This is a genomic window from Paraburkholderia ultramafica (assembly GCF_902859915.1).
Lineage (GTDB): Bacteria > Pseudomonadota > Gammaproteobacteria > Burkholderiales > Burkholderiaceae > Paraburkholderia > Paraburkholderia ultramafica.
The window spans coordinates 17,418-39,668 of sequence record NZ_CADIKK010000042.1; the positions used below are offsets into that span (position 1 = coordinate 17,418).

18 protein-coding genes and 1 pseudogene are annotated in these 22,251 nt (G+C 60.5%); 5 read left to right on the forward strand and 14 right to left on the reverse strand.

The genetic code is table 11. From position 1 onward, the window contains the following. Positions 1-27: 27 nt before the first annotated feature. The 8 genes from HV744_RS31140 to HV744_RS31175 form a co-directional block, all read right to left on the reverse strand. Positions 28-1,575: an alginate export family protein gene (locus HV744_RS31140; RefSeq protein ID WP_246279277.1), complete on the reverse strand. Its 1,548-nt coding sequence runs from the start codon at positions 1,573-1,575 to the stop codon at positions 28-30. Continuing rightward, on the reverse strand, positions 1,565-2,512 hold the full coding sequence (locus HV744_RS31145) for a glyoxalase (RefSeq protein WP_175153174.1): 948 nt from the start codon (positions 2,510-2,512) through the stop codon (positions 1,565-1,567). The genes HV744_RS31140 and HV744_RS31145 overlap by 11 nt, the downstream gene beginning before the upstream one ends. Before the next feature lie 116 nt (positions 2,513-2,628). Further along, positions 2,629-3,303, reverse strand: a complete 675-nt coding sequence (locus HV744_RS31150) for a YoaK family protein (protein WP_175153175.1) — start codon at positions 3,301-3,303, stop codon at positions 2,629-2,631. Positions 3,304-3,343: 40 nt separating this feature from the next. Then, positions 3,344-3,601 (reverse strand): DUF1427 family protein, encoded by a 258-nt coding sequence (locus HV744_RS31155; RefSeq protein ID WP_175153176.1) that lies wholly within the window; start codon positions 3,599-3,601, stop codon positions 3,344-3,346. 26 nt (positions 3,602-3,627) lie between these two features. Further along, positions 3,628-4,269, reverse strand: a complete 642-nt coding sequence (locus HV744_RS31160) for an HD domain-containing protein (protein WP_175153177.1) — start codon at positions 4,267-4,269, stop codon at positions 3,628-3,630. A 214-nt stretch (positions 4,270-4,483) separates the two neighbouring features. Continuing rightward, positions 4,484-5,953: a mechanosensitive ion channel family protein gene (locus HV744_RS31165; RefSeq protein ID WP_175153178.1), complete on the reverse strand. Its 1,470-nt coding sequence runs from the start codon at positions 5,951-5,953 to the stop codon at positions 4,484-4,486. A gap of 52 nt (positions 5,954-6,005) precedes the next feature. Then, on the reverse strand, positions 6,006-7,874 hold the full coding sequence (locus HV744_RS31170) for an amidohydrolase (protein WP_175153179.1): 1,869 nt from the start codon (positions 7,872-7,874) through the stop codon (positions 6,006-6,008). A 256-nt stretch (positions 7,875-8,130) separates the two neighbouring features. Further along, positions 8,131-8,820 carry a hydrolase gene (locus HV744_RS31175; protein WP_175153180.1) on the reverse strand — a complete coding sequence of 230 codons (690 nt, stop codon included), beginning with the start codon at positions 8,818-8,820 and terminating at the stop codon, positions 8,131-8,133. 291 nt (positions 8,821-9,111) lie between these two features. On the opposite strand from HV744_RS31175, the gene HV744_RS31180 reads away from it, so the two are divergent. Then, entirely contained in the window at positions 9,112-10,338 is a 1,227-nt protein-coding gene (locus HV744_RS31180; protein ID WP_175153181.1) for an ISL3 family transposase, read from the forward strand. Between the two features lie 34 nt (positions 10,339-10,372). On the opposite strand, the pseudogene HV744_RS31185 reads toward HV744_RS31180, so the two are convergent. Beyond that, a pseudogene (locus HV744_RS31185) lies at positions 10,373-10,558 on the reverse strand (P-loop NTPase); the annotation flags it as partial. A 1,882-nt stretch (positions 10,559-12,440) separates the two neighbouring features. Here HV744_RS31185 and HV744_RS31190 point away from each other — a divergent pair. Together HV744_RS31190 and HV744_RS31195 are read left to right on the forward strand one after the other, a co-directional pair. Then, positions 12,441-12,683, forward strand: a complete 243-nt coding sequence (locus HV744_RS31190; RefSeq protein WP_246279278.1) for a type II toxin-antitoxin system CcdA family antitoxin — start codon at positions 12,441-12,443, stop codon at positions 12,681-12,683. Continuing rightward, on the forward strand, positions 12,683-13,003 hold the full coding sequence (locus tag HV744_RS31195) for a CcdB family protein (protein WP_175153183.1): 321 nt from the start codon (positions 12,683-12,685) through the stop codon (positions 13,001-13,003). The genes HV744_RS31190 and HV744_RS31195 overlap by 1 nt, the downstream gene beginning before the upstream one ends. Before the next feature lie 50 nt (positions 13,004-13,053). Here the strand turns inward: HV744_RS31195 and ltrA are convergent, their stop codons facing one another. The 3 genes from ltrA to cydD form a co-directional block, all read right to left on the reverse strand. Further along, positions 13,054-14,232: a group II intron reverse transcriptase/maturase gene (gene ltrA / locus HV744_RS31200; RefSeq protein WP_175153184.1), complete on the reverse strand. Its 1,179-nt coding sequence runs from the start codon at positions 14,230-14,232 to the stop codon at positions 13,054-13,056. Between the two features lie 714 nt (positions 14,233-14,946). Further along, positions 14,947-16,752, reverse strand: a complete 1,806-nt coding sequence (cydC, locus tag HV744_RS31205) for a thiol reductant ABC exporter subunit CydC (RefSeq protein WP_175153185.1) — start codon at positions 16,750-16,752, stop codon at positions 14,947-14,949. Then, positions 16,749-18,527, reverse strand: coding sequence for a thiol reductant ABC exporter subunit CydD (gene cydD, locus HV744_RS31210; RefSeq protein WP_175153186.1), 1,779 nt, complete (start codon positions 18,525-18,527; stop codon positions 16,749-16,751). Before cydD ends, cydC begins: the two co-directional genes overlap by 4 nt. A 726-nt stretch (positions 18,528-19,253) precedes the next feature. On the opposite strand from cydD, the gene HV744_RS31215 reads away from it, so the two are divergent. Then, positions 19,254-20,297, forward strand: a complete 1,044-nt coding sequence (locus HV744_RS31215) for a U32 family peptidase (protein ID WP_175153187.1) — start codon at positions 19,254-19,256, stop codon at positions 20,295-20,297. A gap of 262 nt (positions 20,298-20,559) precedes the next feature. Continuing rightward, positions 20,560-20,733, forward strand: coding sequence for a hypothetical protein (locus HV744_RS31220; protein ID WP_425497891.1), 174 nt, complete (start codon positions 20,560-20,562; stop codon positions 20,731-20,733). A 174-nt stretch (positions 20,734-20,907) separates the two neighbouring features. Here the strand turns inward: HV744_RS31220 and HV744_RS31225 are convergent, their stop codons facing one another. Together HV744_RS31225 and cydB are read right to left on the reverse strand one after the other, a co-directional pair. After that, on the reverse strand, positions 20,908-21,102 hold the full coding sequence (locus HV744_RS31225) for a hypothetical protein (protein ID WP_175153188.1): 195 nt from the start codon (positions 21,100-21,102) through the stop codon (positions 20,908-20,910). Between the two features lie 11 nt (positions 21,103-21,113). Beyond that, on the reverse strand, positions 21,114-22,250 hold the full coding sequence (gene cydB / locus HV744_RS31230; RefSeq protein WP_175153189.1) for a cytochrome d ubiquinol oxidase subunit II: 1,137 nt from the start codon (positions 22,248-22,250) through the stop codon (positions 21,114-21,116). Position 22,251 lies beyond the last annotated feature (1 nt).

Here is a 22,251-nt window from a genome sequence, read left to right on the forward strand (position 1 = left end):
TGACGACGGATTGCGGACAATGCGCCTCTACCAGCCGAACTTTAGTTCGGCGCCGACGTAGTCGGCATTGCGCGCGCCCAGATCGCGCAACGACGGTCCGACCTGGAAATGCACGGCTTCGAGCGCTGCGGCGAGATTGGCGGTGACCGCCCAATCGGCGCGCAGTTGCGTATAGAACCCGGTCCAGCGGCTGCCATGCCCCGCCGTGCCCGGCACGACGGCCGAGCCTTGCTGGTACACGGCGTCCGCAGTCGTCTCGCGCCACTGAAGCCCCACGCCCGCGAGCAGCGCCAGCTTGCTGTTCGGCTTGAGAATCAGCGACGGCTTCACGTGAATCACGTTCGCGTAGCCGGTATAGCCGGCCAGCGCAAAGTAGTAGCCGTTCGGAAAGAGCGGATTGAAGGTGCCGACCCGGCCGTCGCCCGGATGGGTGTCACCCGATGCGGCATCCACCTGGAGGCCGATGCGCGGAGTCCACGGCACTGAGGACAGCGTATAGCCGGCCAGCGACCCCACCGCCCACGCGCCGATCGTTTTGCTGCCGACATGTCCGGACTGATACATCCCCTCGGCGTCCCAATCGATATGGCCGACGTTGCCGGCGTAGCGCGCGTCGAACACGTCGCGGTGTTCAGCGCCGGTGGCATCGAGAAAGCGCGCGTTGCTACGGTTGTAGCGGGAGTAATACGCGGACAGGTCGCCGGGCCCGACACCTTTGCGCTCGACACGCACGCCACTGAATGTCAGATCGCGATTGGAGACGTCGTCGAAATCGGAGTTGTCGCGGTATTGAACCGGCTGCGTCGCGTACGCGATCCAGCGCCACGGGCCGGTTTCATAGTCGGCCCAGATGGCGTCGAACGCCTGGCGCACGTTCGGGCCGTCGCGCACCGAGATGAAGCGTTGCAAGTCGAATGCCATTTCCTGCCGCCCGACGCGGAACTTGAACGTACCGGGCCCCAGCGGCTCCGTGATCGCAACGAACGCCTGGCGCAAGTCGAGCGGATTCTTGTCGACGGGCGTGACAGTGTCCTTGCCGAACGGGCGCGCGTCTTCGAACTGCGTGAAGATCTGCACATGCGGGCCGAGGCGCACGTCGGCATGCACCTCCAACCGCTGCAGCACATAAGTGTCGTCGTGGCCTGCGCCGAGACCGAAAAGCGGCGCGTCGTTGATTTCCAGCCGCTCGCGCAGCACCATGCCCAGCGAAATATAAGCATCGGGATTGCCGAACAGCGGAATGTACTTGAGCGAATCGAACGGCTTTTTCGGCACGCACGGATTGGCCAACGCCGACCAGTTCTCCTGCCAACGGTTGAACATGATCGCGGGGCGCGCACACGACGGCGCCGTAGCAGCGCCAGCCGCAGCCGACGAGCTTGCTGTCGTGCCGGCGCCCGTCGTGGTATCGTCGGCGCCGCCTAGCGCGGTGTCCACCGCCCAGGCCGGCAGCGCCGCTGCCAGCCCGGTGCCGAGCAGCAATGCACGAGCGGCGCGCAGCACGCCACCGCGCTGCACCTGCGTGCGTGCTTTCGGCGACGTCGCCGTCTTCGTGACGACGGCTTCACTGACCATCGTGCACCTCGGCGATATACCCGCCCGGGAATTCGAGCATGGCGGTGTTGTCCGATCCACCGGTGTAGGCCGGATAGAGGACCTTCGCGCCGGCGGCCTGCGCATGCTCGATTGTTTGTGCCACATCGGCGACACGGTAGCCGGTCGTTTCACGCCCGAACGGGAACGGCAGCTTGCCGTCCGTAACGAACACGATCATGCGGCCAAAGCCTGACTGGATACGGATCTCGCGAACTGTCCCGCCCGGACGGCCAATTACACCGGCATCCGCACGCGGATTGTCGGACACCACCTTGCCATGCGAGAAGTGCAGCCAGCGGCGCACGAAGTTGTTCGCCTCGTAACGCGACACGTACACGCGGTTATCCGGCACGCTCTGCAGCGGCGCATAGTTGGGCGCTTTGGTGTGCCAGTACAACTGCATCGTCAGGCCGCCCGGCCATTGAATGATCGCGTCTTTACCGATCGGGTCGTCGAACGAATCGACCAGCACGTCCGCGCCGGCCGCACGCGCCGCCTTCAACGCCTGGTCGATGTCGGTGACCAGATAGCCGGTTCGCTCATTACCGAACGGATACGGAACCGGTGTTTCGAAGCCGAACACCGACAGCATGCCCACCGGCGTCTGCACGTACTGCGACGCGGTCTTGCTCGGCGTAGGTGTCACTGTGAACACGGCGCGCGGCGACGCCTTGCCGCCGAACGTGGCGATGAAGCTGTTGACGAACGCATCGAGGTCCGCCGAAGCGACATACACGTGGGTCGTGTCGTACTGTGCGCCGACCGACACGTCGGGGTGCTTCACCAGCGCGGTTTTGGCGCTCCCTGTTTCCGGCGGCCCGGCATCGGCGAAGGCAGACGAAACGGGAGTGAACCCGATCAGCAGCGCTGCGGAAAGCAGCGCAACAGGACGAACCCGATGAAGCGACCTGAACATTTTGATTACCCGATAGTGTTAGCAACGATTGATTGACCGGCCTTTGTTCCAGCAGGCCGTGTACGTGTTGTCAGCGGAGGGTTTGCGCCGCGACGGCTTCGCCGCAGCCTGGCCGCTCACGGGTTGCTCCTGCGCTTCCAGGCCAAAAACAGCAGCACGGCGACCGGCAACGCAACGGCAATGAACGAAAGCTTGACGAACGCAAGCGCCCCGGCAATCGCGCCGGCGGCGAAACCTGACATGGCCGCCAACGTCCATTTGAGCCGTTCGCTCACCTGCTGCCCGTGGTCGCCTCGCGTCCCGCGATGGATCAGTTCGATCGCGTCCAGCACGACCTGTGTGACATTGCCGGTCATCACCGTATTCGGTAGGCCGGCCACTTGCAGCAACTTGCCGCGCGCGTTCTGCACACCCATCGCCATGGTTCCCAATACACCGCATATCAGCACCATCGCGGCGGTCGCATCCGTGATCGGTGCCGCCAGCAACCCGGTCACCAGGAAAGACACCAGCAGCGCCGCCTGAAGCAGATACAACGCACTTGCCGCATGCGCCGCATGCCTGCGTTCGAGAAACTTGAAAATCACACTGCTCATGGCGATCCCTACGATGAACGACGGAAACGCCAGAAGCTTCAGCAGCACACCCTGGCCCACGCCCGCCACCTCCGCGCCGATCAGCACGAAGTTGCCCGTCACGTGCGCCGTGAACAATCCGAACAGCGCGATAAAGCCCACCGTGTCGACGTAGCCCGCAATCAGCGCGAGAATCGTGTCTTCGTGCCGATTCACAAGCCGTGCCTCGCCGTGCGAAAAACACCTGCTTGCGACATCACCCGCCTTCCTTCGTCGCGCCCGGCGTCAGCGGCTTTTGTGCTACGCCGTCGTTCATCTGCTTCGCGACCTGAACTGTCTGCGCCGGCGCCTGCGCGAAGAACTGCGCTTTGACCACCGGTATCGCATGCTCGCCCAGCACCATGCCGAGCAACCCGGCCAGCGCGATCAGCGGCGGTGCGGGCGACTGAACCTTCAGTAGCCCGTAAAGCAGGCCGACGCCGAAGCCGACGCCGAGTGAAATGATGTAGCCCATGCTGTTCCTCCTTTCTATAACCACGGTCAATTTGGCCAGTCCGAACCCAATACCATTCCGCAGAAGTTCAGGCGGCGATAGTTCGGGTCCCACCGGTCCAGTACGTCGGCATTCACCGTCCCGAACGTCGTGGCAGGACGATGTTCCATGCCACGCGCGTAGGCTTCGATCAGCTTCTTCTTGAAGCCGGATTCACGGGGATAGGCCTGCACGATTTCGTCGCGCTGCTGCGCGGTGAATTCGTCGTAGCGGGCGCCCCGCGCATCCATCTGCACACCGGCGCTGATCAGCGCGACCAGGGGCGACAGGTGCTCCGGAATGCCCGGTGTCGTATGCAATGCGATGGCCATCCAGACCTCGGCGATCCCGTGCTCCGCAACCGCGTGCTGCTTCAGAAATTCGCGCGCGGCGTTCGCGCCGTCCACTTCGAAGCGGTAGGGTGAACGCTGATATCTGGCGTTCAGCCCGGCGTTGTGAAACATCGCGCCGACATAGAGCAGTTCGGCGTCGAACCTCAGGTTCTCGCGGTATCCCGTGAGCGCACCGAACAGAAACGCTCGCTGGGCGTGATGAAACATCAGCTCGGATTCCATCCTCTGCGTCAGATCGGTTGCTGCCTGAGCCACTGCGCCGTCGGGTATATCCACGCCGGCAATGGATTTCTTCATGTCAACTCCTCCGTGTCAGACGTCCGCGCTTCAGCGTGCTTCTGCCCGCATGCCCGGCGGCCTCGCTGCCAGGGTAAGCGGGACGACTCGAAGTCGAGTCGAGTCGGGTCCTGTCCATTGCAGCGTAGCGAATTAAATCGATAAAGGCTTTGGCGAATCCTTAAAAAGACTTAATCGACACGACAGTGATGTGTATTCGCTCAAAGGCATGCGCTCAAAGCGTCAGTTCATGGAAGCGCCGCATGCCGTCGCGAATCCAATGCAGCAGGCCACCTGGGGTATCGTCCACGTTCGGCGGAGTCGACAGCAGCATCTGCTCGCTTGCATGGTGTTCCGACAGCAGCCGGCACATTTCCTTCGCCACCTCGGGGCGCCGTTCGAGCACCGGCGTCAACGCGCTCTTGCCCAGCCGCAAGACGGTGGCGTGTGTCAACGCACGCACGACGACAGCCGTCCTGACGCCGGCGAGGATGCCCGACTGGCCGATCGAATCGCCAGGCGCGAGCCGACGCAGTTCGATCTCGCCGCCATCCTTCGGCACGATCACTTTGGCCACGCCCTGCGCGAGAATGTGAAGCTCGTGGCCGCTCTCATCCGCAGCCGTATAAATGGTCTCGTCGGCTTCGAACACGTGCGTCGTGAGCTTCGCGGCGAGTTGGGCCAACTCGTCGGCCTCGAGCGTCCGAAAGATCAGCACGTTGCGCAGCAGACGCTGCTTCTCGTCCGGGCCGCCGGGCGCCGCTTCGGGCACCGACAACGGCTGCAAAACCACACCGCGCGAGAGCAGATGGCGGTGCGCGAGATCGAACAGGTCATTGCGCACGTCGGTCTTCCGGTCCAGTTCGGGGACGTAGCAGACGATCTCGTACTCGATGGCATCGATGGTCGCGCGGCGCACGCTCACGACCGGTTTGGGGTCGGTCAGCACGGCCCCGGAGCTCCTGGCGGCGTTCGAAAGCGCCGCCAATACGAGCGCCGGACGGATCGACGGATTGACCGGCAGCACGACGCTGATGCCATGCGTGTGCGACGGCTGATTCGCGTTGACGATGTTGGTACGCGCCGCCACGCTGTTCGGAAGCACGACGATATTTCCCTGACCGTTAAGCAGGCTCGTTGCGCGCCAGTTGCTCTCGACCACTTTGCCTTCCACGTCGCCAATCGTCATCCAGTCGCCAATGCGAAATGGCTGCGTGGCGTTTAGCACCATGCCGGAAAACACATCGTTGAGCGTGCTCTGGATCGCCAGGCCGAGCACAACCGCGAGCGCCCCGGAGGTCGCGAGCAAGCCGCGCACCGGCAGTTGCAGAACAAACGCAATCGCGCCGACTGCTGCCGCCAGAAACACCAGCGCGCCGAGCACGTCCTGAAACAGACGTTCCTTGTGCCACGTCTCGGGCAGCACGGCACGATCCAGCACGATCGTCGCCAGACGCGCGCCCTGCAGCCACCACACCACTTCCAGCACTTGCGCGAGAAGATGTCGCAACGGTTCGTCCGGCCACGGCGCCGCGCCCAGCGGATTCATGCCCGAACTGAACAGCACATAAGTCGACAGCGCGAACATGATCGCGCGAAAAGCGAGGCGCACCTGTTCGCTCGTTCGATCCATGAAACGCCACGCCAGAAAATCGAGCACCAGAATGCCGAGGCCAAACAACACACCGTCTGTCAGGGTCGGCATAAAGGTCCTCGCTCGCCAGGTGGCACGAACCGGTGGCCATCAGAATCGCGTATCAGAACGCGAAACAGCTACATCCCAACGCGCCCCAGAAACCGTTCGAATCGCTGACCGGCACGTTCTTGCGCCACGCCCAGCCGTGCGCGTGAGCATGCACGCCACACAGATTCACACAGCCGTCTACGCACGCGACTGCGGTCGGCTTGTAACGGCTATAGCCGCCGAACTCCGCGACCGGCGACCACGACGGGCTGACCGGCAATGCCGGCGGTGCGAGCGGCGCGAATTCGTCATCGGCGTACACGACCTTGCCGCCCACCACCGTCATCACCGATTCGAGGAACTTGATGCGGCTCTCGTCGACGCTGAAGTAGTCCTCGCTAAGGACCGCGAAGTCCGCGAACTGGCCGGGAACGAGTGCGCCTTTGCGGTCGTCTTCATTCGAAAACCACGCGCTGCCCACCGTGTAGCGGCGCAGTGCTTCCATGCGATCCAGCCTGTTCTCGCTCGAGTACATCGAGGTGCCGCCCACCGTCTTGCCCGACACCATCCAGTACAGTGAGACGAACGGATTGAAACTCGCGACGCGCGTCGCGTCCGTGCCCGCACCGACCGGCAGGCCTGCGTCGAGCATGTGGCGGATCGGCGGCGTGCGCTTGACCGCCTCATCACCGTATTGCTGGATGAAGTACTCGCCCTGATAAGCCATGCGATGCTGGATCGCGATGCCGCCGCCGAGCGCGTGCACGCGCTCGATATTTTTCTGCGTGATGGTCTCGCAGTGGTCGAAGAACCAGCGCAGCCCGTTGAACGGAATCTCGGCGTTCACGCGTTCGAACACATTCAGGAAGCGTTCGATCGATTCGTTGTAGGTCGCGTGAAGGCGGAACGGCCAGCGGTTCGCCACCAGCAGCTTGACGACCGCTCCGAGCTCGTCTTCGAGCGTGTCCGGCAGATCGGGGCGCGGCTCCAGAAAGTCTTCGAAGTCGGCGGCAGAGAACACCAGCATCTCGCCCGCGCCGTTCACGCGCAGGAAATCGTCGCCTTCACCGGGCTTAGTCATCTTCACCCATTTCGCGAAATCCTCGATCTCCTTTTTCGCGTTTTGCGTGAACAGGTTGTACGCAATACGCACGGTCAGTTCGTTGCGCTTCGCGAGGTCCATGATGACCGCGTAGTCGTCCGGATAGGCCTGGTAGCCGCCACCCGCATCGATCGCGCTCGTCACGCCGAGCCGGTTCAGTTCGCGCATGAAATGGCGCGTGGAATTCCGCTGATCGTCAGGTGCGAGCTTCGGGCCTTTTGCCAGCGTGGCGTATAGCAGCCCGGCGTTCGGCCGCGCGATGAGCATGCCCGTCGGATTGCCGCGCTTGTCGCGCTGGATCTCGCCGCCGGGCGGATTCGGTGTGTCTTTGGTATAGCCGACCGCGCGCAACGCCGCTGCATTCAGCAGCGCGCTGTCGTACAGATGCAGAATGAACACCGGCGTATCCGGTGCAATCGCATTGATTTCTTCGAGCGTCGGCGCGCGCCGCTCGGCAAACTGAAATTCGTTCCAGCCGCCCACCACGCGAACCCACTGGGGCGCCGGCGTGCGGGCCACCTGCTTGCGCAGCATGTCGAGCGCGTCGGCCAGCGAAGGCACGCCATCCCAGCGCAACTCCATGTTGAAGTTCAGGCCGCCGCGAATGATGTGCAGGTGGGAGTCGTTCAGCCCCGGAATAACCGTGCGGCCGTTGAGGTCGACGTGACGCGTGTTGCCGTTCACGTGCCGCATCACTGCGTCGCGCGAACCCGCAGCGATAATGCGGCCGTCCGCGACGGCAAGTGAGTCGGCAAAAGAGCGCTTGTCGTCCTGAGTTGCGATCTTACCGTTGAAGAAGACAACTTCGGCCGGTGTCGGCGCGGAAGTATTGGAAGTCATGGCGATCCTCATGGGGAGCGCTCCGTTTTTCAGGCACGGAGCTATTCATGGGAAGCGGTCGCGCGTCGCGATTGCCTCCATGAAGCATTCAGAAACAGGCTGCAGCCGGCATGCGGAATTCAGCACATGGATGCACCGCCCGCGAACCCCGCCGCATCCACTGGCACGTTCGTGCCGGTGGATGCTCAATAAATCCGAGGTAGACGTGCCCCGCACACTGTTCGAGCCGCCCCGCCGGGCGACGCAATGCGGCCGTTTACTTCCTTGCGGGCACCGGCGCCAGAACCTCATGCGACACCGCCGTGCGCTGGGGCGCCTTGTGGACCATGGTGTAGGCATAGTCCACGCCCATCCCGTACGCACCCGAATGCTCCTTGACGATCGCCATGACTGCGTCGTAAGTCTCTTTGTGCGCCCAATCGCGTTGCCATTCGAGCAGCACCTGTTGCCAGGTCACCGGAACCACACCGGCCTGAATCATGCGCTGCATCGCATAGTCATGCGCTTCTTTCGAGGTGCCGCCCGACGCGTCGGCGACCATATAGATTTCGTAGTCGCCTTCGTCCATGGCGCACAACGAAAACGTGTTGTTGCAAACTTCTGTCCACAGACCTGCCACCACGACCTTTTTCCGGCCGTTTGCAGCAAGCGCATCACGAACCTTTTGGTCATCCCACGAATTCATGGACGAGCGTTCGAGCACTTTGTGATCAGGAAACACGTCCAACAGTTCGGGATACGTATAGCCCGAAAAACTTTCGGATTCCACGGACGTAATAGTGGTCGGAATTTTAAATACCCGCGCTGCCTTCGCGAGTCCTACTACGTTGTTCTTGAGCGCCTGACGGTCCATCGACTGGACCCCGAAAGCCATTTGCGGTTGCTGGTCGATGAAGATGATCTGCGAGTTTGCAGGTGTCAGGACTTCGAGTTTTGGATTTGCCATGGCCGTGTACATCCTAAAGGTTCAGTTAACATGGGGAGACATGCAGCACTCGCTTGAAGTGCGAGGAAAACTGAGACCTAGTCTATCGACGGCGTTTCTCTGAGTCCTTGTTGAAGTCCTTAATCGTTCTTAAAAAATTAGCTTCCTTTGAGTTTTGAGTGGGTAGGTTTGGCGGGTCAAGGGCGGGCGTAAGCCCGGCGCAGCGAACCCTTGAGGCGCCCACAATTGATACGCTGAGCCGTGGCTGGTTGCGGCAGAATGCGGCAACCAGCCACGGAAGACAAAACAACGATGACGAATCAACTGTTCGAATCCGCTCTCGGTATATCCGCACCTTGGTACGTCGAAGCCGTTGACTTTGATGCCGATCAGCGTCAACTCACCATTGCCGTGGACTTCGTCGCGGGCAGCCGGTTTGGCTATGCCGGAGTTGCCGGTGAGCACCCCGTGCACGACACGCAAATCAAACGTCTGCGTCACCTGAATTTCTTTCAACACGAGTGCTTCCTGGAGGTTCGGGTGCCGCGTGTGCGCTTGCCCGATGGCTCCGTACGGTTGGTCGAACCTGATTGGGTTGGTCAACTCAACGGCTTCACGCTGCTGTTCGAGGCGCTCGTACTGATGCTCGCCCAGCAGATGCCGTTTGCCGCTGTTGCGCGTGCCGTCAACCTGTCGTGGCATCGAGTACACGCCATCTGTTCGCGCTATGTAGAGTTGGCACTCGCGGCGGCCGACCTGTCGGATGTGACGGCGGTGGCGATTGACGAAACTTCCTACCGGCGCGGTCATGAGTATCTGACGCTGGTCGCCGACATGCAGGCGCGCCGGGTCGTGTTCGTCACGACCGGCAAGGATGCCAGCACAATTGAACGCTTTGCGGCCTATCTGGACGAACACGGTGGCACGCCCGAGCAACTCGGCTCGGTCAGCATCGACATGTCGCCGGCTTTCATCAAGGGTGTCAATGAATATCTGCCCGAAGCGCGGGTGACTTTCGACAAGTTTCACGTCGTCGCGCACGCGTCCAAAGCGCTCGACACAGTACGCCGGCAGCAACAGAAGCTCGACCCTCAACTCGAAGGCATGCGCTGGACGCTGCTCAAGGATGCGGACAAACTGAGCCTCGCCCAACTCACCGACCTCGAGGCGCTCATCAGTCAGTACACGACCAATCGCACTGCCCGAGCGTGGCTGTACCGGGAACAACTGCGCGACATTCTCGAACGCAAGCAAATCAATGTTGTGTCCGAGATGTTGCAGCAGTGGTGCGCCAACGTCATGCGCTCGAAGGTCGAACCGATGAAGGACGTGGTGAGATTGATTCGCCGACATTTCGACGGAATCGTTGCCTGGACTCAGACGCGTCAGACCAACGGATTTATTGAGGCTATCAACGGCCTGTTTCAGGCCGCCAAGCGCAAAGCACGCGGATACGCTCGCTTCGAAACCATGCGCACAGTCCTCTTCCTCATCGCTGGAAAACTCGACTTCTCACGCTTCAATGAAAACGCCCGCTGAGCCCCATCACCCACTCCGTTTTCAAAAGAGCCCATGACCCGCATTCGATTTCGTCATGGACAGCCTTCATGACATCGGGGTTGGTCGTGTCCGTCTCGACGAGCACGACATTGACGTCTGTCCGTCGAAGGTAATCGACCAGCGCCAGCGTAACGAAACTCTTGCCGACACCACCTTTGCTGCCACCAACCATATAGATGGGGGGATTATCCGTTGCCATGTCATACCTCTACAAGTTTTCGGTATCCGGGCTAATCGGAAATCCAAGGAAGCCCTGTATCTGTTGCCCCCGCCTGGTTACTCCCCCATCTCCCTTCTGCTGTGGTCCAGTGCGTAGCGAGTTATCGCGTGCCGTATCGGTTTTCACCGATTTTCTGCCCCGTACCGGCGCTGCCGCCGGGTCTCGTGCCGCGTCCCTGCCGCCCCGTCGAATTCGTCCTTTTCCGTCCGCACGGCGCATCGCATATCTCAGGGAATTGAGACTCACATCGACGCCCTCCTGCGTGGCCTGTTCTATGAGTTCATGCAGCGTGTACCCTTTCTCCCTTGCTGCGTTGATCTGTGTTCGGATGAATTTCACGCCATCCCCTACCTTGACGGGCTGCGCGTCTCTCGCCTTTTCAGGCAATGCCTCCAGTCGGCGTCCGAGCGCCTCCCATTGCCCTCGCGTGAAACTCCTGACAACCGGCATGACTCGCTCCGACACACGACATTCACTGCATCTTGCGCACGTGTCTATAAGTCGTCAACACCTGTTCCTCGCAGTCATCGAGAGAGATGGATTACCTTGGAATACAGAGGATCTATAGGGCATAGGAAATATTTTTTCTGTTGTTATCCGATATCCCATCGATGCACATGGGATTCCACATGCTCGCCATTCGCGCACACCAGCGCCAACGTCGTTGAACATTTTGTGCTCGTCAATTCACACTGACGGACAACCAGAACGCATTCGATGTCACTGGCGTGCGAACGCGATGCTCACCCGCTTTGTCCCGCCATTGCTCCGCCGTCCCCCTACACGTCCATCCGATCTGAACGGACATTCACGGCCATGCAACAATGACTGTTGCCTGCTCTACACGTGGTGATGCGTTGGGCGCACTCTCGGCTTTTCTGGTGTTGGCAGGCTCTCGCCGTATCGCCACATCTGATACTCCCGGGATCAATCGATCCATGCGCACGCCGCCTTTTTTTCGCGCCACTGCCTTCAACACACAACGCACTGCGATTACACGGAAGCGAATTTATGTTGCACATCGCTTGTACACCGTGTGCACGGAAGTCACTCTTTGCACCGAAAACAACATGTGATAAGAGTGATGGCAGGATAGGCTCCCGCCGGTTTTGGGCGCCATGCGCAATGCACTTCTACTAGATAAACATGGTCGCGGACTCAGTAACCTTGCGCTTTTCAACCAGCGCTCTCGCGTCGACCGGGATCCTGTTGCGCATTCCGGTAGTGTGATCGATCAGATCCACGCGAACATCGAGAACTGTATTCGTGACCGCCGAATAGCTCGCCATCTACGGCGGCGTTAAGAGACTGAACGTGCGCCACTTCAGGCGGCCCGGCACGATGTCGCCCGGGACTGCTTGCAAAGGACAGCGCGCTTTAGAGGAGTCGTCGCGGCCCGCGGGTGTCGGCTATTGCGATCATTGTTAGCTCGTCATCAGGTGGCAGCTTACGGAAAAGCGGCCCTTCTGCTGCGTCGGTCGGGGCCCTTAAGGAAATGCAAAGAGCGATACTGCTTCGAGCCGGACAACCCCAGCCGATCCGGGCTGCCCGCCCTTGCGACACCACTGTTGTCAAAGCCATTCTGAAATGTCCGCTTTCCGGCTAAGTTCAAATGTCCAGGTTTCAGGGGTTTGTCTCTAACGCCTTTCGTCTCATGCATTGTTGAAGAACGACGCCTGAACCGGCAGGGCGCTTACGTCTGCGGCGATATCTTAAGAATCTCGCGTACTGAGGCGCACCAAGACCGACCTCGCCAACTGCCTCATAGTGCTCTCCTTGTGACCAGCTGCGTAGCCAACGGACTTGCGATCTGCCGCGTTTGTGCACGATAATGCACATGGTATGCAACATGGAGCCGCACATGGGCAAAGCACTCGAAGTTCGACCGCGTAAATCCACCAACGTCACCTTGCCGCCTGAGGTGCTGGAGCGGGCCAAGCAACTGGGGATCAACCTTTCGCGGGCGAGCGAGCGCGGCGTGCGCGAAGAAATTCAGGAGGCGGAGGCGCGCCGTTGGGCCGATGATAACGCCGAGCTGGTCGCCGCCTACACGGCGATGGTCGATCGCGACGGGCTTCCGCTCGCGAAATACAGGACGTTTTAATGGCCCGGTTTGATCTCTATACGAACCCCGACAATGAGACGCCCAAACTTGCACCCTACCTGCTCGACGTGCAAAGCACCCATGTCGGCATTCTGCCGACGCGCATCGTGATTCCTCTGCGACCTGTCCAACATCTCGCCTTCTCCGGCAAACCATCCGACCTGCTTCCCGTTTTCGAAGTCAATGGCGAAGAATGTTTCCTTGATACGCCTGGCATGAGCGCTGTCCCCTTGAACGCTCTTGGCAAGTGTATCGGTTCCCTTTCAGATCGACGTGAAGCCGTCCTCGCGGCGCTCGATCGGATCTTCGGCGCATACTGACCGATGACGGGTCGAGACATGACTATTACATCGCGGGAAAACGGACGACGTTAGGGAGACGGGAGCACGTGTCGTTCGCCAAGTCGGGATGAGGCACCGGATGTCGATATCCGGGCTGTCCTACCCTGTCTGCCCTCGGAGATCCGATAGCGGCGAACAAAGCCGTCGACCGACGAGAAGGTGTATCGGTGAGCATTCTGGAAATAGCCGAACCAGCCGCGCAGAATCGGGTTGATCGACGCAATGATGCCCTCGATCGAATCGCCTCTGTTACGTCTGGTCAGGGCCCGGATTTTGTCCCGCAGCCCCATGAGACTCTTCTTGCGCACCCAACGCTCACCGGCTTCGAACCGGTAGCCCAGAAACTCGAACCCTTGACCCTCCATCCGACAGTCCTCAACGTGGGTCTTGTCGGGATGCAGTTTCAAGCCGTTCGCATCCACCCAGGCCCGCATACGAGATAGCGCAGCTTCCGCTTCCTCCTGTGTGCGACATAACACCACGGCGTCATCCGCGTAGCGCACCATAACCAGCCCTGCCTGGCGCATTTCCACGTCAAGCTCGTGCAGGTACAGATTTGCCAACAGGGGGCTGATCACGCCGCCTTGCGGAGTGCCTCGATCCCGAGCAACCAACTCCCCGGTTTGCTTCTGCACCGGACTCTCTAGCCAGCGTCTGATGTAGAGTCTTGCCCATGGCTCTCTGACGTGCTTTTCTACCGCACGTCCGAGAAGCTCGTGGTCGATGGTGTCAAAGAAGGACTTCAAATCAATGTCGACTACCCAGTCGTAGCGCCAGCAGTTCCTTCTCGCTTGCGCCACGGCTTGTTTCCCCGATTTGTTGGGACGATAACCGAACGATGATGAATGGAATATCGCATCGATTTTCGGCTCAACCAGTAATTTGACTGCCATCTGAGCCACGCGGTCAGTGATGGTCGGCACCCCGAGAGGACGAAACCCGTCCCCCTTCGGGATCAGCACCTCTTTGACCGGTTGAGGAAAATAACTCCCCGAACTCATTCGATTCCACAAGGCGTATAGATTTCTCGCCAAGCGATTGCGGAACAGTTCGATACTCTGCCTATCCACACCCGGCCCGCCTTGATTGGCGGCCACGCGCTTCCAGGCTTCCCAAATCAACCGCTTGGATATCTCGAACGACTTGGTGGCAACCCCGGAATCTTCCCGCGTTGCAGTTGTTCCATGATCTCCACCAGACAAGGTCATGCCTTCGCTCCAGAGGTCATTACAACCCTTTCGACGCTACTACGCATGACTCCGCCCCTGTGCCTCGCATTGGTACTCTGGCTCTCACGGGTTCTCCGCTTGAGCGCCTCCCTTGGCATCGAGACGACAGGTTCCCAAGTTCCGTATCCATGCCTGCAGGAAGGTCGCGCCACCTCTATGCCGGATGCCGTCAAGCCCACATTCAGGTTGCCGCTTGACTTATCCCGAGGCGTTGTCGAGTCCTCGGTTTTGACATCATTGCAATTATCGACACTTCTTCGATGGTTCACTTTCGTTCGCCTCCTTCCTGCATACCTGACGGGATCTATCCCGCCCTTTCCACAGACGCTCACCACACCCGCTCTAAACGAACGCAGCTCTGGGTGGTTTGGTATCACCGCCTGATCGGCGAAACCGAGGGGCCAACCCTCATCACGGATACAGCATGTACAGCGACCTCCTGTCGCTTTCCTTCTTGGCACACCGACAAGTAGTCTGACGCCGGGGGCGGCAGGTTCCAAGGTACAACGGCCGTTCGGCTATTCGCACAGGAAGGCGGGTGTTCGGTGCCTAAGCTGCCATTCGCTGATTGACAATGCGGTGTCCAGTAGGGCTACTAACCGAACGCTCGTCACTGCGTAGCCACGAGCGATCGGTTCCTACTTCAGCGGACGCGTACTTTCGACCCGGAGGCGTCGTTCGGCTAAAGGCTATCTACGACCGGTTGCCGACGCCACCATCGCAGCCTCGCTTCAGGTCCCGATAGGGACCGTCTATACCGAGCAACGTCTGTGCGGTGCCGCGCTGAACGATGCAGCCCTCCTCCATCACCAGCACCTCGTCGACCAGATCAGCGAGCGCCGACAGTCGGTGTGTGATCAGCAGCACGCTTCGGTCCCGCATCAGGTGCATAACAGTTTGCAGCAGTGCCTGTTCTGTGACGGTGTCGAGCCCCTCGGTCGGCTCGTCCAGAATGAGGATCGGAGCGTCGAGCAGCAGCGCGCGGGCAATTGCGAGCCGACGCGCCTGACCACCAGACAAGCGGGTGCCGGCCTCGCCGATTTCGGTGTCGTAGCCTTGTGGCAGGCTGGCGATGAAGGCATGTAACTGAGCGCCGCTGCAAGCCGCCTCAAGCATCGCCTGGTCGGCGTCAGGTCGTGCCAGCAGCAAGTTGCCGCGGATCGTTGTGTTGAACAAGTAAGTGTCCTGTGCGACTACCGCGATGCGCGCGCGTACATTCTCGGCTGCGCATTCGCGCAGCTCGACTCCACCTAGGCTGATGCTTCCCTCCTGGTAGTCCCAAAAGCGCAGCAGAAGGTTAGTGAGGCTGCTCTTGCCGGCGCCGCTCGCACCGACTACCGCGATCCGGTGGCCGGCCGGCAGATCGAAAGAAACATCGCGCAGTGCCCACGGATCGCAATCCCGGTAGCGCAGGCTAACATCGCGAAGCCGCAAGTCGCTGCCGGCCGGCAGTGGCGTCGGCTGCTGCGGGTCGGACACCACGGGCGCGGCGTCAACCAGTTCGAAAATGCGGCGCGCGGCGGCCAAACTCTCGCCCAGCATTTGCATGGCGAGCGGCAGGGGTAACACTGCTTCGAAGCTCGCCAGCACAAGCAACGCCAGCATCGCGAGGTCAGGCCGAGGGAGTGCCCCGGAGTCGACCGGTGGAATCGCCAGCAGCAACGTGCCCCACATCGCGAGCGAGGCGCACGAGATCAGCGCGCCTTGCGAGAAACCGTTCATGCGGCTCAGCGTGGACTGAGTTTCAAGCAACTGCTCAGACAGCAGATCGACGCGGCGCGCATAGGTTTCCTGACCATGATAGACGCGCAGTTCGCCGAGACCCTGCAGACTGTCAACGATGGTTTCGCGTAGTTGCGCGCGCAATGCAACGCCTGCGCGCGCAGGCTCTCGAGCGCGTTCGAGCAGCAGCCCAGGCAACGCAACGCCGGCAAGGGCGAGGAACAGCAACAAGACCAGCGCGACTGGCAAGCTGAATGCCGCAGTCACCGCGACTATCAGGAACGCTCCCACTGCGCCTACCGCGACCGGTACCAGCACGCGCAGATAGATGTGATTCAGGCTGTCGATATCGGTCTGAATGCGGCTCAGCAGATCGGCGCCGCGTACGCTTTGCAGCCTCGCGGGCGCTAGCGGTTCGATACGCGTGTAGAACCAGACGCGCAATTGTGCGAGCAGACGAAACGTCGCTTCGTGCGTCACCAGTCGCTCAATGTAGCGGCCGACCGTGCGTACAATCGCGCAGGCACGGATTAACGCCGCCGGCGTGAAGTAGTCGAGCCCGACATGCGCGATGCCGGCCAGCGCCATTGAAGCGATAAACCAGCCCGAGACCCCCATCAGAGCGACATTCGCGAGCAGCGTCGCAAGCGACACCGCCGCGCCGGCCGCCATCCAGTGCCAGTAAGGCCGAAACAGCGCCAACAGGCGCAAAAGGTCGGCGCGCGCTTCACGTGCCGTGCAACCGGATGAGCAAGAGGGTTTGTCTGATGGCTTCATGAACGCACCAAGGGGATCGCGGACGCATCTGCGGCGCTTGGCTGGATGAGACGGCCGTATTGCCCGCCCTCAGCGCTCAGCTGATCGTGGGTACCGCTTTGAACAGCGCGGCCGTCCTCCAGAACGACTACTTTATCCGCGAGTTTCGCCGTGCTCGGCCGATGCGCAATCAGTAGCACCGTGCGGCCATGCGCCAAGCGACGCAATGCAGCATGAATCTGCGCCTGGCTGTGTGCGTCGAGATGGGCGGTCGGCTCGTCGAGCAGGATCACCCGCGCATCCTTCAGAAATGCGCGGGCCAGCGCGAGCCGCTGGATCTGGCCGCCGGACAGGCCGGCGCCGCGCTCTCCGAGCGGCGTGTCATAGCCGTTCGGGAGGGCCATGATGAACTCGTCGGCGCCAGCCTGCGCGGCAGCTTCGCGTACCGCAGCCAGACTTGCGTCTGGACGCGCCAGTAGCAGGTTGTCCAACACGCTGCCAACGAAGATATGGGCGCGTTGCGGCAACCAGGCAACCTGGGCGAGCCAGCTTGCCTGATCGAGTGTCGCCAGCGACTGCCGGTTTATCCAGATCGTGCCGGCCTGCCCGTCGGCAAAGCCGAGCAGCAGGTTCAACACCGTGCTTTTGCCGGCGCCGCTCGGACCGACCAGCGCAGTGATCCTGCCCGGCTCAGCGACGAAGCTCAAGCGTTCCAGGGCCGGCCGATCGGCTGCGTAGGCAAACGAAACCGCTTCGAAGCTCACTCCGTAATCTGATGCAGCGGCAAGCGGCTCGATCCGCGCGTCGCCTGCGGGTGGCCGCATCTCGAGAATCTCGGCAATGCGCTCGGCCGCGCCGATCGCTTCCATCCGCGCATGGTAGTGAGTGCCAAGCGTGCGGAGCGGCAGATAGAACTCGGGAGCGAGCAGCAGCACGAAAAAGCCGGGCTGGAAATGGATCTTCCCGTACAGCAGGTGAAAGCCGATCAGCACCGCTACCACGGCAATGCTGAGCGTCGCGAGGAACTCCAGCACCACTGCGGACAGAAAGGCGATCCGTAGTACCCGCATTGTGCTTTCGCGATAGGCTTCGGACACACGCGCGACCATCTCGGCCTCGCGCCGGCTGGCATTGAACAGCTTCAGTGTTGTCAATCCCTGTAACGCGTCCAGAAAGCGCGCGCTCAGGCGCGCCAGCTGCCGCCATTGACGCCGATTCACGTCGGCCGCGCCTTTGCCGAGCAGGATCATGAACAGCGGGATTAGCGGCGCGGTCAGAATCAGGACCAACCCGGACGTCCAATCCGCCGGAAACACCACGACTAGAATCGCGAACGGCAGTAGCACCGTGAGTGCACGGTTAGGCAGCCACCGCGCATAGTAACCTTCAAGCGCTTCTATGCCTGTCACCAACTGGCTCGCCAGCGCGCCACTCGACTGGCCCTGCAGCCAGGCTGGACCGAGCGCCTGCAATTTACGCAACAGTTGTCCGCGCAGTTCGCCGCGTATCGCCGCGGCGCCAACGAAAGCTGCCCGCTCGGCCGCCTGCGCAAGGACGAAGCGCAGACCAAAGACCGGCAACATCGCAGCGAGCTCGGGCCATACGCTTGCCAGCCGGGCACCATGCATCACGACTGTATCGACGATCCACGCTAGCAACGCGGCTTGAACGATTACCAGCATGCCTGCGCTCAAACCCAGGCCGACCGCCAGCCTGATGCTGGGGCGTATGCGCGCGGCGCGGGCGGCAAGCCAGGCATCGATGTGTTTTTTCAGTTGCGGGCTGGTTGTGCTCATACGGGCACCAAGGACAAGGAGGTCATGCGCGTACAGGAGAGTCCGGCTATAAGCGCTCAACCTTGCCAGAGTCCCACGCGGGCGCGAGCGCTGCTACAAAACGAACGCCAAATATGTCTGAAAATACCACGAGACTTCCCAATACAACGCGCCGGGGGACATGGCAGCCTGCGCGAACCTCGGGCGCTTCCTTTCAGTCGCTCCATGGGACATTAGCAGGCTAGGAGCGTTGGCGGCAGCTTGCATCGTGACGGCCAGAGCTGGAGAAGCGCCATTGCAGACTCGTGCAGGCGGGTCCGAGCGTAGTGGTTTATACGCACAATGAGGTCGCTCGCGTTTTGACATATCGCGCCCCATGCCGTCATTGGCGCGATGTCTAACGGGCTAGATTCTAATATTCACCGTCGATTTGAAATTAGAAATTGCGGGGTGGCAAAGCGCCGCATAACTCGACCGATACGACCAGATGCCATCTCCTTCACACACTGAACACGCTGCTTTCAGACCATTTCCACGCTCATTTTCAGTACCACTCCTTCGCGCAGTTTTCCTCTCTGAATCGAGTCGCAGCCTGACGCTTTGGCGTCCCCGGGACCAAGTCAATCACATGGCGCATTGAAAAGTACGCCGTGTGACCGTTCGTCACAATTCGAATACGAAAACTTTCTGACATGATTCTCGCGTTGGCTAAGCACGCGCATATGCGGCGTGTTGTCAGGTTCCTTGATGGCATTCCTGTCGATGGGGAAACCTGCAAAACGCAAACCATTTCACAGCCTGCAGCAAGTACGCGCACTCAATCGGCTGTCCGATGCGATGGAGCGAACGGAAATGGCGCGTTCGCGTTGCTGGCCAGTGAGCATGTCACGCGCCATTGACTCGCGCGCGTTTACGAAATTACCAACCATGAAGATTTCGCTTGGCCCGATTCCCCATCGATGGTCGCGCAACGCGGTAATGACCTTTTATGATGCCGTAGCACTATCGTCGGTTGACGTCGTATATATCGGAAGCGTCGTTTGCACTGAGCGCCACCAGATGCAGCATAAGGACTGGTTCGCAATTGCGCGATATCTTGCGTCCCACGGCAAGGAAGTAGTGCTATCGACGTCGGCACTCACCAAAAGTGATGCCGACCTGAGCAGGCTTAGAAAATTAGTCTCGAGTGGTGAGTTTGCGCTGGAGGTCAACGATTTGGCAACGCTCGAGATCGGTGCACGCGGGGCGCCGTTCATCGCTGGACCGAATATCGAATGTCCTAATGTCAAAGCACTGAATCGGCTCGTTGAGCTAGGTGCCATACGCTGGGTTGCGCAGCCCAATTGCATTGGTAAAGTGCTGCATGAGACATCCCAGATGCGCGAGGCAGCATGCGAAATCGAAGTTCCTGTATTTGGCCCCGAACCGATCGCCGTCTTTGCATCCCGCGTCGCAGACCAGTACAACGGAGGCGGACGTACCCCTCGTAGACGTCTCTTCACCGGCGGCCTAGAGGAGATCACGTCGCTCGGGGAAGATAACGTATCAGACGGACGGGGCAGCGGAGGTCGACCTGGGGCGACGAACGTTGTGGACTGGTCTCACGAGATCGAGGCGCTTTCACGCTCTGGCGTCTCAGTCTTGCGCATAACACCACAGACACCACAGACACCACAGACACCAAGCATAGTCCAAATGTTGACTGAGTTGGTACACGGGGATATTTGCTCGGATGAAGCGTACAGACGATGGTGTGACTTACAGCACAATCCGCGTTTGCGCACCAGATAGTCCACTGAACCAGATGCGAGACATGTCGCGGTCAGCCGCGCGTTACGCGGTATGCATCAGGCCGTCAAGCTCTTCATTGCCTTTTCACACCCAGCTTTCAGAGCGTTGGCTGCTGGAACCGAGACCCGTTGTACAACAGCAATTGTCCATCCGGACATGCGTAACTGGTAACGGTCTGGTGTTAAGCCGACGCTGATCAAGTCCACCGCCCCCGTACTTCAAGCGCTATAACGATCGGGCTCAACGGGGAAAACGGAATCGGATGAAGCAGCAGACGCTGGTGATGGCAGTCGATCAGGGTGCGGGTTTCGAGACACACGCGAAGCCGACGCGGCGCCACGAGTTTCTCTACACGACGAATGTGAAAGTGCCATGGGCGCAGGCGCCACCTGATGTTTCGTCCGACGCAGTAGTCGCTTTAGCATTGGTAGGCTAATTAGGCAAGTGTAACCCGCCTGTGCTGGGCTCATGGAATCGACCCTGAGAAAACAGAATAATGTCGGGCTGGGGTGCGCGCAAGCCACGAACCACAGCCGATCGTCGATGACACAAACGAGTTTGGTTAGGCCTGGCTGGCTTGCACGCGATCATCCGGAACACTGGTCCGCTTTTAAGGCCCCTTTGCAGTTCGTTCTGTTTCCTGTGAGTCGAACAGCACGCCGCCGGCAGCGGCGACCAGCACAATCATGATGGTGCCGATCAGCCAGGAGAAGTACCACGCGCCGTAGTCACCGACAATCACGCCAAGCACAATCGCGATGACCGCGACGACCATGAACACCAGAAAATACAACAACGTTTTCATCGCACTCTCCATTAATAAGCGTGCGGGTTGGATTTCACATGCTCCGCCTTGACCTTGCCGCGCATCACATAGAACCCCCAGCTCGTGTAAGCCAGAATGATGGGCACAAAGACTGCAGCCCAACCCGTCATCCACATCAGCGTGCCACGGCTCGAGACCGAGTTCCAGACGGTCAGGCTCTGTGACGGATCGCTGGACGAGGGCATCAGGAACGGGAACAGGCTCACGCCGGCGGTACCAATGATGCCGATCCAGGCCAGCGCGCCGAGCCACCACGCCAGCGTCGAGCGGCCGGCGCGGATCGCGAAAAGGCCGAGGACCATGCCGATATAGCCGAGCGCCGGCACCAGCCACAAGATCGAACAGCCGTGGAAGTTGTCGAGCCAGGCACCGTCAGCCAGCTGAACGGTCTGTTGCAGCGGAGTTTGCGCGAGGCCGGGGGCCGGCGAATGTACGAGCTGGTAGCCTGGAATGCGACTGATCCAGATACCGCCGATCGTGAACAGCGCCAGTGCGAGTACGACGCCGACCGTCGCCGCGCCCTTAGCCCTTTGCTGCAGCGGGCCCGGTTCGGTGCGTCCCATCAACATCGCGCCGCCCATGTAGATCGACATGGACAACGACAATACGCCGCACAGCACCGCGAACGGGTTCAGCAGGCTCAGGAAGCTGCCGGTGTAGTAGGACGTCAGATCCCAGTTGAAGTGAAATGGCACGCCAACCAGCATATTGCCGATGGCCGCGCCGTAGATCACCATCGGCACGGTGCCGCTGACCACCAGCACCCAGTCCCAGACGTTTCGCCAGGTCGGCGACGACAGCTTGCTGCGATACTCGAAGCCGAGCGGCCGCATGATCATCGTCCACAGCAGTAGCAGCATCACAATGTACAGCCCCGAGAAAGCCGTCGCGTAGATCAGCGGAAAAGCCGCGAAGATTGCCCCGCCGCCGAGAATGAACCAGACCTGGTTGCCGTCCCAGTGCGGCGCGATCGTATTCAGTGCGACGCGCCGTTCGGTGTCGGTGCGGCCGACGAAACGTAGCAGCGCACCCACTCCCATATCCATGCCGACCATGATCGCGAGGCCCATCAGCAAAACGCCGAGGAGCAACCACCAGAGTACTTTGAAAAAGAAATAGAGATCCATT